Here is a 15,707-nt window from a genome sequence, read left to right as displayed (position 1 = left end):
GACCGAATGGAATAAGTAGAGGTATTTTATCGGGATTCGGGATGAAACTTAAAGTAAATATAAGTAAATAAGGGCAAAGACTGCGGAGTTATCCCATCGAATATGACCCCATTTAGCTGGCAATACAAGGCTTTTGGGCCAAGAATTATTGATATTTGTCTAAGTGATCAAATATCCAACGAACAGTATCTAATGGACATAAAAACGTGATCTACATCTCGTTTTATAGTGCGAACCTTGGTAATCTGAAATCCAAGGAAACAACAGAAGGTTCGAAATATGCTAAAGATTACTAGCAAGCAACTTGAAGTCACATCTCCTATTCGCGAACGTATTGAAAGCCGTTTTGAAAAACTTTCAAGGCATGATGTGCAAATGATAAATCCCCATGTAATCATTACGGAGGAGAAACCTGGTTTCAAAATTGAAGCATCGGTTGGCATCCCAAATGGAGAACTCTTCGCTCAAGCAAAACATGAAAATTTATATACTGCGATTAACGCTATGGGCCAAAAATTAGAGAAGCAGCTCAATCGCATAACACACAAACCTGAAGCTCAACGCTCCACATCACTAACACCGACTAATAATGTTATTGAAATTGACGACGAGTATGAGGAGGAAGATGCGGCATAATTTAAATCTGGTGAGTGCGAGAAACGCATCACTTTGAGAGCAATAAAGTAGAAATATTTAATCAGATCACAGTTTTTACAAAAGCTTAGTGCAATCATTTTAATGATGAAAAAAACAGTTCTTTTGACTAAATACCTACTACACTTTACAAAGTGACAGCAAGAATCGAAGTGGTGCGGATTTAAATCGTTTCAAATGTTGATTTACTTTAAATTTTGATTTACAAATATTGATTAACAGATCTTAAGTTCTAAGTAACGTTACTGGATATAACTAAGGAGCACTACTAATCTAAGCTATATAGTTTTAAGTACTAAGGTTTACTGTTAATGATTAATTTTACTTATAATTTCTACGTTTAAAAGTTCAACTTTTATTTTCAACTAGGTTCCACTTTCAATAGCAAGTTTGGAAAGGAGGCAACACAAGAGCGAACAATTTGATTTTAGAAACAATCAAGTATGTTGGCATTCACTAAAAGCAGTACTCAATTTTGACCCAATATCAGGATGACCACCAGAAACAGGCGGCATTGCTGAATACCAGAGTTAACATAAGGAGCCGAGTACATTAGCAAAACCTTTAACTATCAAATTTTTTATATCCACAATGGAGGTTCAGGTAAACATAAACAAAAGTCACATTAAAAAAAGCTACATGAATAAAAGCGTTTATTGTAAAACGGTTCAGCACCAATACGTGCTAAACACTGAGATAAATGAGGTAACAACTGTCACGTTTAGTTAGATGTAGATTAGTTATATGAAGAGAGTCATATTTACACTGATATGTTAGTTAGCGTTTTTAGCGTGTGATTTAATGTAAGTGTTTAATGTAAGTGCAATACGTTGGTTTCATTAAAATTCATTAGTTTACTTAGTGTTATTTTTATAGTAAAAACTGCAAATCGTATAAATGTTTATTTATGTAATGTGTTAACGTTTACCATTAGTTGAGTTTTGATATTTATAGGCACCTTAAATAATGTTTACTTATCAACTAAAAAGGAGGAAATCTAGACTTGACGAAAATTGTAATAACAGTAAATGAGAGCTTTTTATACGCTCAATGTATTAACATGTTAGGTTTTAAAGTAAAAAACAATAATGGTAATAATGTAAGTAGCAAGACCTAAACGCGTGACAAGGCTAAGCTGTTCTTACAGCAAAATGTACCTAGTACAACCAATGAGCCGTAAATCGTTTATTTTTAAATGTTCGTTTTGTTAGTGTTAGTTTTTAATGTTATAGCTCCATGCAAGTGTTAATTGTTAAAATATAAGTGCAAGACATGTCAACATAAGTTCGCTGGTACTGCAAACTGCATAGTTTCAAGGTTATACGCTATGCTGCATAAAGTACTTGTTAATGTTCATTGTAAATGCAAGTCGTTATCTAGTGAGTTGTCAACGTTTTACTGTTACACGTAAATGTAAGATAAACGAATGTGTTACCTTGTCCCACACTGACCATAAGGAGGATAAACTCGCTTGACCATATATACATACTTGAACCAAACCAGCGCACCCTCGGGTGCGCTTTTTTTAGATTACCTTTAAGAAAGTTTTGATTGACAGCTAAGCCCTAGCCCTTTAGTTTTAAGACCATGAAAATGATAACAGCAGCTTTTTTTACTTTCTTTTTTACACCCCCACTCTAGGAGGCGGATTTACTGTGTAAAAACGAAAGTAAAAATCCAAAGCCTCCCAACTGGGAGGCTTTTTTGTCTTAAACGATTGATAAAATACATGGCGGCAATTGAGGTCAGAATGCATACACCACAGCCTTTAAATCAAACCCGAGAGCAGATCACCCATCTGGATAATGAACTGCTGGCATTACTCGCTGAGCGCCGTCGCTTAAGTTTAGAAGTAGCCCGTAGCAAAGAAGTAGATGTCAGACCCATCAGAGATACTCAAAGGGAAAAAGAACTGCTCGCTCGACTCGTGAAAGAAGGCAGAGAGAAAGGATTAGATGCCCACTATGTTATCTCCCTTTACCAGAGCATCATTGAAGATTCAGTATTAAATCAACAAGCTTACCTTCACGGCCGCGCCAATCCAGAGACACAAAAACAACAGTATTGTATCGCTTACCTCGGTGCTAGAGGTTCATACTCTTATCTCGCAGCTACACGCTATTGCCAACGTCGCCAAGTTGAAATGCTGGACTTAGGTTGCCAAAGTTTCGATGAAATAGTGCAAGCCGTTGAGTCTGGACATGCTGATTATGGTTTCCTGCCGATTGAGAACACATCTTCAGGTTCAATCAACGAAGTCTACGACGTGCTACAGCACACCAGTCTGTCGATTGTTGGCGAAACGACGATTGAAGTCAGCCATTGCCTACTAGGAAAAGCTGGCAGTAAATTAGCTGAGATCAAAACTGTCTATGCCCACCCTCAGCCTATTAGCCAATGCAGCAGATATTTAACTCAACACAAAGACTTGAGACTGGAATACTGCTCAAGCAGCGCAGAAGCAATGGAAAAGGTAAACCAAAGTCCAGATAACAGTGCAGCAGCGATTGGCAGCGCCGAAGGTGGTGCACTCTATCAACTTGAGTCCATAGAAGCAGATTTAGCTAATCAGAAGATCAACCAAAGTCGCTTTATCGTTGTTGCTCGCAAAGCCGTTGCCGTACCAGAGCAGTTACCCGCTAAGACTACATTGATCATGGCAACAGGCCAAAAAGCCGGTGCTTTAGTGGAAGCCTTACTGGTTCTAAAAGCGCATCAGTTAAACATGAGCAAATTAGAGTCACGCCCGATTCCAGGAACACCTTGGGAAGAAATGTTCTATTTAGATATCGACGCAAATATCTCCAGTGAATCTATGCTGGCAGGTTTAAAGCAACTAGAGCGGATCACCCGTTTTATCAAAGTATTAGGCTGTTATCCTTGTGAAACAGTCAAGCCCACACAGCTGAGCAACAGCCAGCTACTGATTGAGCCCAGCACCTCTAAGGATCAAGTCATCAGCGAAAATGGTGCTAATGCCAGTCCAGTTCGATATAGCAAAGCCTATAAAGAGCAAGCCAGTGAAATCAACTGCGGCGCAATGACAATCGGTGCAGGGCATGTCTGTGCCATAGCCCAAATCACACTGAATAATGACATTTCACATTTAGCATTATCGGCTTTCGAGCAACAAGTGAAGCAGCTTAAAGAAGCGGGATTCCAAGCCGTTTTGCTCAGCTCTGTTAATCAACTGACTATGGCAGAAGTTACTCTCGCTAAACTACGCCAAATCCTGCATCAATATGGCCTAGTGTGCATTATTGCCATAGCGCAAGAAGCTGATATGCCATTAGCAGTCCAGCACGCCGATATGTTATTCCTCGCAGGCAAGCAGATGTTTAACCAAACTTTACTGACTCAAGTAGGAACCCTACCGGTACCTTTAATACTTGAGCGTAACGATATGGCAAGTTTTGAAGAATTACTCACGGCAACAGAAGTCATTTTAAGCCAAGGCAATCAGCAACTGGTTCTGTGTGACTCAGGCATTAGAACCTTAAATAACGCCAATCTACCTTCACTCGATTTAGCGAGTCTGATCCAGATTAAAGCCACGAGCCATTTGCCGATTTTGATCAACCCAAGTTATGCCGTATCAGATGATGCCCTATTGGTTCAAACACAAGGTATTAAACAGCTTAAAGTGGATGGATTGATACTCAATTGTCCACTAGCTAGCCATGATGACCATGAGTCGCTTAACTTAATAAGCGCTGTGGTACGGGAATTATATCGGGCGAACTAAAGCTTTGATCTTGATTGATTTAATTTAAAGTGAAATGTGGTTAGTTCGAAGTGTGTTAAGGGATAAATAAGACATCTTTTATCCCTAATTGACTCAGACAAGCTTGCTAGCCAGTGTGATGACTAGCAGGCTTAATATTGTTTAGTATTGCAGCGCAGTGAGCCTTTATGCATTTTAAGAAGAGCCAACAGCACTCGATGGTTCAGTAACGGCATTACTCCTACGGATAAGCCCTGTCATAGTAGAGCCCTGCACTAGAATCGAAAATACGACGACGGCATAGGTCATCACTAACAACAACTCCCGCAGCTCCACACCACCAATAGCATCTATGACGATACCCTCTGGCAAACTCATCGCCATAGCGAGGGCTAATCCTCCCCTTAAGCCACCCCAAATCAAAATCGTCTCTGCATAGGGGTTGTATGACTTAAACAATCGAAAGCCTAAATAAGGTAATAACACACTCATTGCACGCGCCAACAAGACTATTGGTATAGCCACAAACATAAACCACCATAATGGCGCTTTGAAAGTGACTAACAAAAGTAATAAACCAAGCAATAGGAAGAGTAAGGCATTAAAGAAGGATTCAATCAGCGACCAAAAAGTAAATAGTTTCACTCGCTCGTTGCGAGCAAAAAACTTAGGCACACTGAAATTTCCTATGATGATCCCCGCACTCACCATAGCTAAAGGACCTGAAACACCAAGCACATCCGCCATGACATATCCCGCGGTTGGGATCAGCAGGGTAACCAGCATTAATTGCGTTTCTTCCTCGCAGTAGCGGAAAAAATGATGCAGCAGAAAACCAAGCACGCTACCGTAAATAACCCCACCTACCGCCTCACGAATAAATAACTCAGAGATATGGATAAACGTCAGTGGCTCGGTGGAGAAAGCCAATTGCGATATTGCCACAAAAATCACTAACCCTATGCCATCGTTAAATAAAGATTCACCTTCTACTTGAATAGCAATATCTTCCGGCGCACCCATTTTCTTTAAAATAGCCAAAACAGCGATAGGATCGGTGGGCGAAATCAAGGCGCCGAACAGTAAGCAGTGGCTGAATTGTAGCGGGAGACCCAGCATAGGCGCGAACCAAAATAACAGCCCACCTATAATAAATGTCGACAATAAGGTGCTTATAAAAGCAAGGATTAGGATCTCCCACTTTTGATGCCTCAGTATTTTTAAGCGGATTTGTAATGCGCCGGCAAAGAGTAAAAAACCAAGCATGCCATTGAGCAGTAAAGCTTGAAAATCGAGTTTCTCTAAGCCAGAGACAAAATAAACATAAACGTCCCCACCTAAAGCCTTCCCCCCAAGGAGCAACAACAAACTCATTCCTAGGGCAATAGCAGTAATTGCCACAGTTTCCTGCAGTTTATGGACGCGAGAGGAGATAACCGAAGTCACTAGCGCCAACGCGCAGAGGACACACAGAATTTGGTAGCTGGACATAAGAGCCTCTAAAAATCATCAATTTAGAGACTCTAGCACAAGTTTAGATTTCTAAACCATCCAATAGACTTAACCACCCTTTAATGATCCTGTGGCAAAACCAAATGATCCCAAAGAGATAAATCGAAAGACTGAGCCAAGTCAGTGGAACGCAATAGCCGAGCACTAGCAAGCCAAGAAAGGCGAGATTAGAATGCCGTTGCCAACGCAAATGCGACGCCAATAATGGATTACCATGGAATTGGCGTTGGGAAAGATTAATGAACAAACTTAGCAGCACAGGAAGTAATAATAAGGGAAAACCCGACATCAAGGCGTACAACAAATGTCCCACAGTACGGTCTTCAATTTTTGCGGCATAAGTGGTTGTCATTGTCATTGAGAGACTCCAGCCAGACTAATAGACTGGGCGCAAACATCATACGCCCTTGTCATTAACCTTACGTTCTCACTGAGATAAGCGCAACTAAGGATTAGAAATATTTCCATCCATTTAAAAATAAGTCACAAGTAAATGACGCTAATTAGCAGCACGTTAAAGTTTAAGTATCACGTCGGATGCTAATGTTGTGGAGCAAGCGAGTACAAAACCGGCCTCAATTTCTGCAGCAGTCAGTGTCATCATGCTTGTCGATACCGTTTCTCCCTCCAAGACTTGACACTTACACGCGCCGCAAACGCCCGAACGACAGGCCGCAATAATCGGCAAACCTTCGGCCTCAATTCCCTCCAGCAGACTTTGCCCTTGATTTAGCGTCGTGCTTCGATCGCCAATAGACAAGGCGAAAGCCACTTCTGGTGTGTTTTCACTCGTTCCATCTGACGAGTTTGCTTGCATAAGCTGACTGCGAGCAACTTTCTCGGCCGTGGCAAAACTCTCATGGTATAACCGACTCATATCAAAATTGAGTTCGACTAATAAGGTTTTTACCGCTTGCATATAAGGTTCTGGCCCACAAAGGTAGATAGTACGCTCTGCAAAATCAGGTACTAAGGTTTGTAGCATCTGTGCACTTAACCGCCCGAAATCGAATGCTATCTTTGGTGAACACCCCAGTGTTTCAGTGACAGTCTCAAGTACGTATCTGAGCTTAAATGCATTAAAACGGTTGGCCATAGTCGCCAATGATGACTTAAAAATAATATCATTCTCTGATCGCGCACTGTGCACAAAGGCAATATCGGCATCAATTTGCGTATCAGTCAGATAACGCAACATAGAGTACATGGGGGTAATACCGCAACCAGCACTCAAAAAAAGGTATTTCTGCGCCGTTATAGCTAACAGATTAGCATCTAACTTTTCAGTCTCTGGCTGTTTATGGCTTAGCCGAGCAATATCAAACAGATTAAATTGCCCCGCGGGCGGTAGCACTCGCACACTCTGGCCGAGTAATAGATTGTCGATAAGATAATTAGATACGAGTCCACCCGCAACACGCTTAATCGTCACCATCAAGGAATAGGGCCTAGATGGCGATGATGACAAGGTATAACTGCGGCACACTTGCTCGCCATTAATCTCAAGCACAAAGGTCATAAACTGACCGGGTTTATAGTCAAACTTCATCGGCTCGCCCGCTTGAAAACGAAAACTCACGACATCCGAGGTTTCATTCCAGCGTTCGACGCACACTAATTGATTAACACTTCCGGGTTTATGGGGCGAAACCGATAATGCCCGCGCTCCCGCTATCACACTCATGTTCATAGCATTTACCCACAAAACACTGCGGCCTCAGTAAACAAGCCAAAACCGCAGTTCAGCAACAATTCTTGGTTGATTTAAGCCACGTTTAACATATTTTTTAAATCGGCTTCGACTGTCGTGGTATTACGCAAGCCAAACTTATCTTCTAAAATTTTGGCTAAATTGGCCGTCAGGAACGCAGGTGGCGTCGGGCCTGTTCGAATATTTTTAACGCCAAGTGACAACAGCGTCAGCAGTACTACAATGGCTTTTTGCTCAAACCAAGAAAGCACTAAGCTCAGAGGTAATTCATTGATATCACATTCAAACACTTCAGCTAATGCAATCGCCAACTGAATCGCTGAATAGGCATCGTTACATTGGCCCACATCGAGCAAACGTGGAATACCGTTAATGTCACCAAATTCGAGCTTATTGAATTTGTACTTACCACAGCCTAGCGTCAGGATTATTGAATCCTTAGGTGTGGATTTAGCAAGTTCAGTGAAGTAGCTTCTGTCGGCTTTGTCGCCATCGCAACCGCCAACAAGGAAGAAATGCTTAATCGCACCACTTTTCACATTTTCAACCACGGCGGGCGCTGCGGCCATCAAGGCATTGCGGGCAAAACCAATAGTGATAGTGTGTGGGATTTCATCATAGATAAAGCCTTCTAAGGCTAACGCTTTATCAATGACAGCCGAGAAATCATCTCCTTCGATATGCACCACACCAGGCCAGCCCACTATGCTGCGAGTAAAGATACGATCACTATAACTACCCACATTTGGATCGATAATACAGTTAGATGTCATCACTACAGCGCCAGGGAAATTGGCAAATTCTTGCTGTTGATTCTGCCAAGCACTGCCGTAATTTCCGACAAGATGTGCATATTTTTTAAAGGCTGGATACGCTAGTGCAGGAAGCATTTCACCGTGGGTAAACACATTGATACCCTTGCCTACAGTCTGCTCGAGAATAAGCTCTAAATCCTTCATGTCATGGCCAGAGACTAGTATGGCTTTGCCCTTAACTGACTTAGTGTTGACCACAGTTGGCTCAGGATGACCAAAGGCTTGAGTTTCCCCCGCATCCAGCATTGCCATTATGCGGTAGTTCAACTGACCTATGTCCATAGCAGTAGTAAACAGCTTATCGCCATCAACACTCGGCTCACCTAAGAAAGACATGATTTCATGGAAGCGCCCTGCCACATCAGCATCAGTCTGACCCAACACGCGAGCATGCTCCATATAAGCAGCCGCACCCTTAAGGCCATATAAACACAATAACCTCAATCCCATGATGTCTTCATGAACTTCATGCTTATCTTTATTCAGCAGTGCAATCGGCGCCTGCGCTAGCATTTCAATCTTACTGGTCCCCAGCACTAACTGAGCGACTTGCGGCACTTGCTCAGCAGCAATACCGGCTTGTTCACAAGCCGCTTCGTAAGAAGCTTTTAACTGAGCACGATACTTAGCCGCCTGCTGGGTATAGGCCATAATGCGCTCATCATCGAAGTTGACGTTGGTGAGGGTCGCGAAAAAGGCTTTAGGCACAAAACTATCAATTTCAGCATCGATAATGCCCAGCTCGCGAGCTTTAACCGCATATACAGACACGCCTTGTAGCATGTAAATCAGCAAGTCTTGCAGATCGGACGTTGCCGCCAACTTGCCACACATACCTTGGGAATAACTACAACCATTGCCAGCGGGTGTACGAATGGTTTGCTCACACTGAATACAGAACATGGATAGACTCCTAATTTAAATTCATGCTTTATTTTTACATGTTTAAAACTAGTCTACCTAAACGTGCCATAAGCGACAGTCATTTCTAAAGTGAGATGCTAAATGTTAGAGAAAGATCACCTTAAGCAATTGCTAATTAATACAATGTGACCTGTTAAAAATCCATAAAAAAACGCCCATCTATGATGGGCGTTTTAAAGAGTAACTGTTTATTTATTAATTGGTTTTCATATCATTTACCGATTGCAGCATAATACGACTCTCGCGCTGGAATTGAGGGGCAAAATCCCCAAACCATTTGGCGACACTTTGGAACTGCTTAATAAACTCGTTCCTGTCACCCCGTTTTAGCAGTTCTAACGCTTCACGGTAGTTATCTAAATAATCACCAATAGCATGCTGGCTATCTTGCTGTGCAAAAATAATATCGGCGTAAAGCTCTGGGCTTTGGGCGAATAAGCGCCCTACCATAGCTAATTCTAATCGGTAAATCGGCGAGCTAAATTGCAGTAAAGTATCAATATCGGCCTCTTCCTTACACAGATTCAAACCATACACAAAGGTCGAGAAGTGACGCATTGCCTGCACTAGCTGCATCGCATTGTCGTGACGCTCTGGTTCTGCTTCGACAATCCGCGCTCCCCAAATGGCGATCTGCTCAAGCAACCACTGGTATTTTTCCGGCGAGCGACCATGACACACCACCACGACTTGCTTCGCCAGACTGCCCACATCAGGACCAAACATAGGATGAAAACCAACGACGGGACCAGAATGCGCCTCAAGCATGGCTTTAACTGGCTCAGTCTTGATGGAGGTCAAATCCGCCAGAATGCAGTCGGCTGGTAATTGGGTCAGCTTTTCACGAATAAGCTCGCAAGTAATCGCAATCGGCACAGTCACTAACACCATGCCCGCATCGGAAAATAGGTTATCCGCTTGCTGCCAATCGTCTTTATCGAGCAAATTCACTTGGTAGCCGGATAAAGTCAGCATTTGTGAAAATAGTCCACCGAGTTGCCCTTTACCGCCGATAATCACCACTGAGCCAAGATCTTTTTTAACTTGCTTAAAACCAACATCTTTTTCATTGAGGTAAGACTCACGCATCAAGCGACGCAAAATATCTTCGATCAACTGCGGCTCGATCCCCATAGTTTTTGCTTCTTCACGGCGTTTAGCCAGCATGGCTGCTTCACGCTGAGGCGCATAAATAGGTAAACCGGCGCCGTGTTTCACCGTGCCTACTTGCGCCACGAGATCCAAGCGCTTACGCAGTAAGTGTAGTAATTGCTGATCAACACCATCAATCAGGCCGCGAAGGTGTTCTAATTCGGCCGTTGTTTTTTCATTCATACCTGAGTCCATTAAGCTGTAACTAATTTAAGCGTTAGCTACTTTAAGCATATTGAAACGCGTTGGAAGTATTGAAGATAACTTCGCTGCGCCTTCCCGTAAAATGGTTTCTGTTTTTTCCCAATTAATACAAGAATCTGTTACAGAAACACCGTAAGCTAGCTCGCTTAATGGCCTATCACAACTTTGATTGCCTTCATTTAAATGACTTTCTAGCATGACGCCAATAATCGACTTATTGCCGTTATAAATCTGCTCGAACACATCTTCACACACAGGCTTTTGGCGGCTGTAGTCTTTGGATGAATTGCCGTGGCTGCAATCGATAATCAAACGTGCATTGAGTTTGGCTTTATGAAGCTGCGCCTCACACTCTGCCACACTCGCCGCATCATAGTTGGGCGTTGCACCTCCACGTAAAATCACATGACCATCGGGATTACCTGCAGTTTGCAATAATGCGACTTGGCCCTGTTGGTTTATGCCCATAAATCTGTGGCTACTGGCCGCCGATTTTAGCGCATTAATCGCTACATCGAGCTTACCATCGGTGCCATTTTTAAAGCCCACCGGCATAGAAAGACCCGATGCCATTTCCCTATGAGTCTGCGATTCAGTGGTGCGAGCACCAATGGCAGACCAAGTGACAAGCTCAGAAATGTACTGAGGACTGATAGGATCGAGTGCTTCGGTTGCAACAGGCAGTCCTAACTCGGCCAACCAAATCATTAGCTCACGGGCCATTTTCAGGCCTTTTTCGACATCGAAGGATTCATCCATATCGGGATCGTTGATCATGCCCTTCCAACCTACCGTGGTACGCGGCTTTTCAAAGTACACTCGCATTAAGATATAAAACTCATCACTGAGTTCATCGTGCAGGGTTTTAAGCCTTAAAGCGTATTCCTTAGCAGCGGCGATATCATGGATGGAGCAAGGACCAGTGACAATCAATACTCGATTGTCGCGCTTATGAACAATATCAGCCACGGTTTTGCGAGCATTGAGGATATAGCGATAAGCATGCTCAGAGAGTGGCAAGGCATTTTTAAGCTCTTGCGGCGTGATTAAGACTTTCTCTGAACTGATGTGTACGTTGTTAATCGTATCTTGTTGCATGCTTACCACCTAAGACTTAGTGTTTAACCCAGTTGTCGAAGCAGGACTTCAAGTCAGCTTGGGCATTCATTTCGGATATAAAATAGCGTAAATCTATCGCAATGTACTTTTGTAATGCTACACCATTACAATTAGGCGACCACTATGCCTGTTCATTCTCTTTAGATCAAGTATAAATACTCAAAAAACAGCAACAAAAAACCGCCACTAGGGCGGTTTTCTGTGCGAACACTACGTCTTGTTTTCTGTAGCGGTAACTATTACTTAGTTGCCAGCTTCTCACGGATACGTGCAGATTTACCTGAACGATCACGCAGATAGTACAGTTTGGCGCGACGAACGCGACCACGACGCTTAACTTCAATGCTAGCGATCAGTGGGCTGTGCGTTTGGAAAGCACGCTCAACACCTTCGCCATTAGAGATTTTACGTACTGTGAATGCAGAGTGCAGACCACGGTTACGCTTAGCAATTACAACGCCTTCAAAAGCCTGTAAACGCTCTTTATCGCCTTCTTTAACACGAACCTGAACGACTACTGTATCACCAGCACCAAACGCAGGTACGTCTTGTTTCATTTGCTCATCGTTGAGCATTTTAATGATGTTGTTCATAACTTACTCCGTTCTAGAATTAACTGAGCTACGACTAAGCATGCTTGTTCATTGCTTCAACGAACTGCGCTAATAGAGTCGTTTGTTCGTCAGTCAGAGCTAGATTTTGCAATAATTCTGGCCGTCTAAGTAAAGTCCTACCAAGGCTTTGCTGTAAACGCCAGAGTCTAATTTGTTCGTGGTTGCCACTTAGCAGCACTGCCGGTACGTCAAGACCATCCAAGCTTTCAGGGCGAGTGTAATGTGGACAATCCAGTAAACCGTCGGAGAAAGAATCTTGCTCCGCCGAAGCTTGTTTTCCTAGCACGCCAGGAACCAATCTCGATACTGAATCTATCAGAGTCATCGCCGGTAATTCGCCGCCCGAAAGCACGTAATCCCCTATCGACCACTCTTCATCCACTTCCGTTTGAATGATGCGTTCATCAATACCTTCGTATCGACCACAGACCAAAATCAAACGTGATGATTGAGCCAACTCAGTGACGCCTTGCTGATCCAGCTTACGTCCTTGAGGTGACAAATAAATCACCTTCGCACCTTCACCCGCTGCGGCTTTCGCTGCATGGATGGCATCGCGCAAGGGTTGCACCATCATCAACATTCCGGGACCACCGCCGTAAGGCCTGTCATCTACCGTATTATGTCTATCATGGGTGAAATCACGGGGATTCCACGTGTGCAACTCGAGCAGGCCGTTTTTCACGGCTCGACCCGTAACTCCAAAGTCTGTCACGGCACGGAACATCTCTGGGAACAGGGTTATTACCCCTAACCACATCTGTTGTACCTCGACTTAGAAGTCAGGATCCCAATCCACTAAAATCTGTTTACCTTGCAGATCCACCGTTTTGATGAACTGCTCAGGGACAAAGGGGATCATACGTTCCACTTTGCCGAAACTATCTTTAGCGTTGGCTTTAACGAGTAATACGTCGTTCGATCCTGTTTCCACGATCTGATCGACAATCCCCATGTTATAGCCTGTTGTATTGACCACTTCGCAACCGATGAGATCACGCCAGTAGAATTCATCTGCTGGCAAATCGTTCATCTGTTCCGGCAAAATCGCAATCTCACAATTTGTGAGCATTTGCGCTTGCTCCCGTGTTTCTACGCCATCAAGTAAGGCAACAACGGCCTTGCCTTGATAACGCCACTGGGTGACCTTTATTTCGCGCCATTCACCATTTTCTTTAATAAGCCAAGGTGAATAGTCAAAGATACCTTCAACAGAATCGGTATAGGCGGTGATTTTCAGCCAACCTTTAATGCCATGACAGGAGCCTAATTTCCCCAGTACGACTGGCTGTTGGTTACTGCTCATCAATCTATACCTTAACGCTATTAAGCTGTTGCTTTACGAGCGTCTTTGATCAGTTTTGCTACACGTTCTGTAGCAGCTGCACCGTTAGAAACCCAGTGCTCAACGCGAGCTAGGTCTAAACGTAAAGTTTCTTCTTGGCCACGGGCCAATGGGTTGAAGAAACCAACACGCTCGATGAAACGACCGTCACGAGCGTTACGGCTATCAGCAACAACGATGTTGTAAAATGGACGCTTTTTTGCGCCGCCACGAGCTAAACGAATGGTAACCATGCGTTTTCAATCCTCTAATGATTTGCTTGAAGCAAAAATAAAAACTGGAACCCCGTGTTCGCGAAGAGTCCCAGATAGAAAGCCGGAAGATTTTACCTGACTTTCCAACGAATGCAACCAAAGATGGCGATTATTACGCCTGCGCCCTCAGTAAGCGGTTCATTGTTGCCAGAGTCAACCGACTGATAAAGTGCTAAGTTTAACTAAAAATGCCCGATTAACGTCCCGGAAATTTCATTCCTGGCGGCATCATGCCACGCATTCCGCGCATCATTTTTTGCATGCCGCCCTTAGCAGACATTTTTTTCATCATCTTTTGCATTTGAGTAAACTGTTTCAATAAACGGTTTACATCTTGAATTTGCGTGCCAGAACCGGCAGCGATGCGACGTTTGCGTGAGCCCTTGATTAAATCAGGGTTCTTACGCTCCTTGGAAGTCATCGAATTAATGATGGCTTCCATTTGACCTGTCATCTTGCCGTCTTGGATTTGCGCTAAGGCTTCTGGGGGCAATTGACCGACACCGGGCAGTTTTTCCAGCATGTTCATCATGCCGCCCATGTTTTTCATTTGCTGTAACTGCTCACGGAAATCTTCTAAATCGAAACTGCCACCTTGCTTCACTTTCGAAGCCAGCTTCATGGCCTTTTCTTTATCGACGCCACGCTCAACTTCTTCGATAAGCGATAACACATCGCCCATGCCCAAAATGCGTGAGGCGATACGATCGGGATGAAACGGTTCTAGCGCGTCTGTCTTTTCACCGACACCGAGGAATTTGATCGGCTTGCCCGTAATGTGGCGAATCGATAACGCCGCACCACCGCGCGCATCACCATCGACTTTGGTTAAGATCACCCCTGTCAGTGGTAAAGCTTCGTTAAACGCCTTAGCGGTGTTTGCCGCATCTTGACCTGTCATTGCATCGACCACGAACAAGGTTTCGATAGGCTTGACCGCTGCGTGTAAGCCTTTGATCTCGTCCATCATGGCTTCGTCGACATGCAGACGACCCGCGGTATCGAGAATCACCACATCGATAAACTTTAATTTAGCGTGGGCAATCGCCGCTTTCGCAATGTCGATTGGCTTTTGGCTAACGTCCGATGGGAAAAACTCCACCGCCACTTCTTGCGCTAACGTCTCAAGCTGTTTGATCGCCGCAGGGCGATAAACGTCAGCACTGACGACTAATACCGATTTTTTATGGCGTTCGCGTAAAAATTTACCCAGTTTTGCCACACTGGTGGTTTTACCCGCACCTTGCAGACCCGCCATCATAATCACAGCTGGCGGCTGAGTGGCTAAATCTAGGGCTTCATTCGCCTCGCCCATGGATTTTTCAAGTTCACTTTGAACTATCTTAATAAAGGCTTGGCCTGGACTTAAGCTTTTAGAGACTTCTTGGCCAACGGCACGTTCTTTTACATTATTAACGAATTCGCGCACCACAGGCAGGGCAACATCGGCCTCCAGCAGTGCCATACGCACTTCGCGCAGGGTTTCCTTAACGTTTTCTTCAGTTAAGCGACCACGGCCACTGATATTTTTCAGTGTGCGTGACAGTCTGTCGGTTAGGTTCTCAAACATCGTCCTGTTCTATACCTTTAAGAATCTCGATTGATGGGCTGTATTATAACGATGCATACGCATTATGCTACTGCTGCACCCATCTTGATTGTGGTTAAGTGTTTTACTT

At 43.9% G+C, this 15,707-nt stretch carries 13 protein-coding genes and 1 other annotated feature; of the genes, 2 read left to right on the top strand and 11 right to left on the bottom strand.

The annotated features are described in order from the left end of the window. Positions 1–279: 279 nt before the first annotated feature. Positions 280–636 (top strand): ribosome-associated translation inhibitor RaiA, encoded by a 357-nt coding sequence (gene raiA, locus KO531_RS00405; RefSeq protein WP_028760802.1) that lies wholly within the window; start codon positions 280–282, stop codon positions 634–636. Positions 637–2,246: 1,610 nt separating this feature from the next. After that, positions 2,247–2,363, top strand: a sequence feature (Phe leader region). Between the two features lie 41 nt (positions 2,364–2,404). Beyond that, a complete protein-coding gene (locus tag KO531_RS00400; protein WP_219250091.1) occupies positions 2,405–4,399 on the top strand; it encodes a chorismate mutase in 1,995 nt (664 codons plus the stop codon). A gap of 174 nt (positions 4,400–4,573) precedes the next feature. Here KO531_RS00400 and KO531_RS00395 read toward each other — a convergent pair whose 3' ends face one another. The 11 genes from KO531_RS00395 to ffh all read right to left on the bottom strand — a co-directional run bounded on the left by KO531_RS00395 (position 4,574) and on the right by ffh (position 15,598). Then, on the bottom strand, positions 4,574–5,869 hold the full coding sequence (locus KO531_RS00395; protein WP_173246106.1) for a sodium:proton antiporter: 1,296 nt from the start codon (positions 5,867–5,869) through the stop codon (positions 4,574–4,576). Between the two features lie 43 nt (positions 5,870–5,912). Next, positions 5,913–6,248 carry a hypothetical protein gene (locus KO531_RS00390; RefSeq protein WP_219250090.1) on the bottom strand — a complete coding sequence of 112 codons (336 nt, stop codon included), beginning with the start codon at positions 6,246–6,248 and terminating at the stop codon, positions 5,913–5,915. 156 nt (positions 6,249–6,404) lie between these two features. Continuing rightward, complete coding sequence (locus KO531_RS00385; protein WP_173246109.1) at positions 6,405–7,580, bottom strand: hybrid-cluster NAD(P)-dependent oxidoreductase; 1,176 nt, start codon at positions 7,578–7,580, stop codon at positions 6,405–6,407. Between the two features lie 74 nt (positions 7,581–7,654). After that, positions 7,655–9,319, bottom strand: coding sequence for a hydroxylamine reductase (gene hcp, locus KO531_RS00380; protein ID WP_113940658.1), 1,665 nt, complete (start codon positions 9,317–9,319; stop codon positions 7,655–7,657). A 216-nt stretch (positions 9,320–9,535) separates the two neighbouring features. Then, positions 9,536–10,675 (bottom strand): bifunctional chorismate mutase/prephenate dehydrogenase, encoded by a 1,140-nt coding sequence (gene tyrA, locus KO531_RS00375; protein ID WP_219250089.1) that lies wholly within the window; start codon positions 10,673–10,675, stop codon positions 9,536–9,538. A 27-nt stretch (positions 10,676–10,702) separates the two neighbouring features. Beyond that, a complete protein-coding gene (locus tag KO531_RS00370) occupies positions 10,703–11,794 on the bottom strand; it encodes a 3-deoxy-7-phosphoheptulonate synthase (RefSeq protein WP_173246114.1) in 1,092 nt (363 codons plus the stop codon). Positions 11,795–12,054: 260 nt separating this feature from the next. After that, positions 12,055–12,408 (bottom strand): 50S ribosomal protein L19, encoded by a 354-nt coding sequence (gene rplS / locus KO531_RS00365; protein WP_006080791.1) that lies wholly within the window; start codon positions 12,406–12,408, stop codon positions 12,055–12,057. Positions 12,409–12,442: 34 nt separating this feature from the next. Further along, entirely contained in the window at positions 12,443–13,189 is a 747-nt protein-coding gene (gene trmD / locus KO531_RS00360; RefSeq protein WP_028760810.1) for a tRNA (guanosine(37)-N1)-methyltransferase TrmD, read from the bottom strand. A 15-nt stretch (positions 13,190–13,204) separates the two neighbouring features. Further along, complete coding sequence (gene rimM, locus KO531_RS00355) at positions 13,205–13,735, bottom strand: ribosome maturation factor RimM (RefSeq protein ID WP_006080789.1); 531 nt, start codon at positions 13,733–13,735, stop codon at positions 13,205–13,207. Positions 13,736–13,755: 20 nt separating this feature from the next. Beyond that, the gene (rpsP, locus tag KO531_RS00350; RefSeq protein ID WP_006080788.1) at positions 13,756–14,007 is read right to left on the bottom strand and encodes a 30S ribosomal protein S16; all 252 of its coding nucleotides are present in this window, start codon (positions 14,005–14,007) and stop codon (positions 13,756–13,758) included. Positions 14,008–14,224: 217 nt separating this feature from the next. Beyond that, positions 14,225–15,598, bottom strand: a complete 1,374-nt coding sequence (ffh, locus tag KO531_RS00345) for a signal recognition particle protein (protein WP_006080787.1) — start codon at positions 15,596–15,598, stop codon at positions 14,225–14,227. Between the last annotated feature and the right edge of the window lie 109 nt (positions 15,599–15,707).

The organism is Shewanella sp. NKUCC06_TVS, from assembly GCF_019345515.1.
Classification (GTDB): domain Bacteria; phylum Pseudomonadota; class Gammaproteobacteria; order Enterobacterales; family Shewanellaceae; genus Shewanella; species Shewanella oncorhynchi.
Note: the sequence above shows the minus strand (reverse complement) of the source record. Positions and strands in the feature narration are given on the sequence as shown.

Excerpts from the sequence above, each read along its gene's own strand:
- hcp (WP_113940658.1), bottom strand. The coding sequence starts at position 9,319 with ATGTTCTGTATTCAGTGTGAGCAAACCATTCGTACACCCGCTGGCAAT.
- raiA (WP_028760802.1), top strand. The coding sequence starts at position 280 with ATGCTAAAGATTACTAGCAAGCAACTTGAAGTCACATCTCCTATTCGC.
- ffh (WP_006080787.1), bottom strand. The coding sequence starts at position 15,598 with ATGTTTGAGAACCTAACCGACAGACTGTCACGCACACTGAAAAATATC.
- KO531_RS00385 (WP_173246109.1), bottom strand. The coding sequence starts at position 7,580 with ATGAACATGAGTGTGATAGCGGGAGCGCGGGCATTATCGGTTTCGCCC.
- rpsP (WP_006080788.1), bottom strand. The coding sequence starts at position 14,007 with ATGGTTACCATTCGTTTAGCTCGTGGCGGCGCAAAAAAGCGTCCATTT.
- KO531_RS00395 (WP_173246106.1), bottom strand. The coding sequence starts at position 5,869 with ATGTCCAGCTACCAAATTCTGTGTGTCCTCTGCGCGTTGGCGCTAGTG.
- KO531_RS00370 (WP_173246114.1), bottom strand. The coding sequence starts at position 11,794 with ATGCAACAAGATACGATTAACAACGTACACATCAGTTCAGAGAAAGTC.
- tyrA (WP_219250089.1), bottom strand. The coding sequence starts at position 10,675 with ATGAATGAAAAAACAACGGCCGAATTAGAACACCTTCGCGGCCTGATT.
- rimM (WP_006080789.1), bottom strand. The coding sequence starts at position 13,735 with ATGAGCAGTAACCAACAGCCAGTCGTACTGGGGAAATTAGGCTCCTGT.
- KO531_RS00400 (WP_219250091.1), top strand. The coding sequence starts at position 2,405 with ATGCATACACCACAGCCTTTAAATCAAACCCGAGAGCAGATCACCCAT.
- KO531_RS00390 (WP_219250090.1), bottom strand. The coding sequence starts at position 6,248 with ATGACAATGACAACCACTTATGCCGCAAAAATTGAAGACCGTACTGTG.
- rplS (WP_006080791.1), bottom strand. The coding sequence starts at position 12,408 with ATGAACAACATCATTAAAATGCTCAACGATGAGCAAATGAAACAAGAC.
- trmD (WP_028760810.1), bottom strand. The coding sequence starts at position 13,189 with ATGTGGTTAGGGGTAATAACCCTGTTCCCAGAGATGTTCCGTGCCGTG.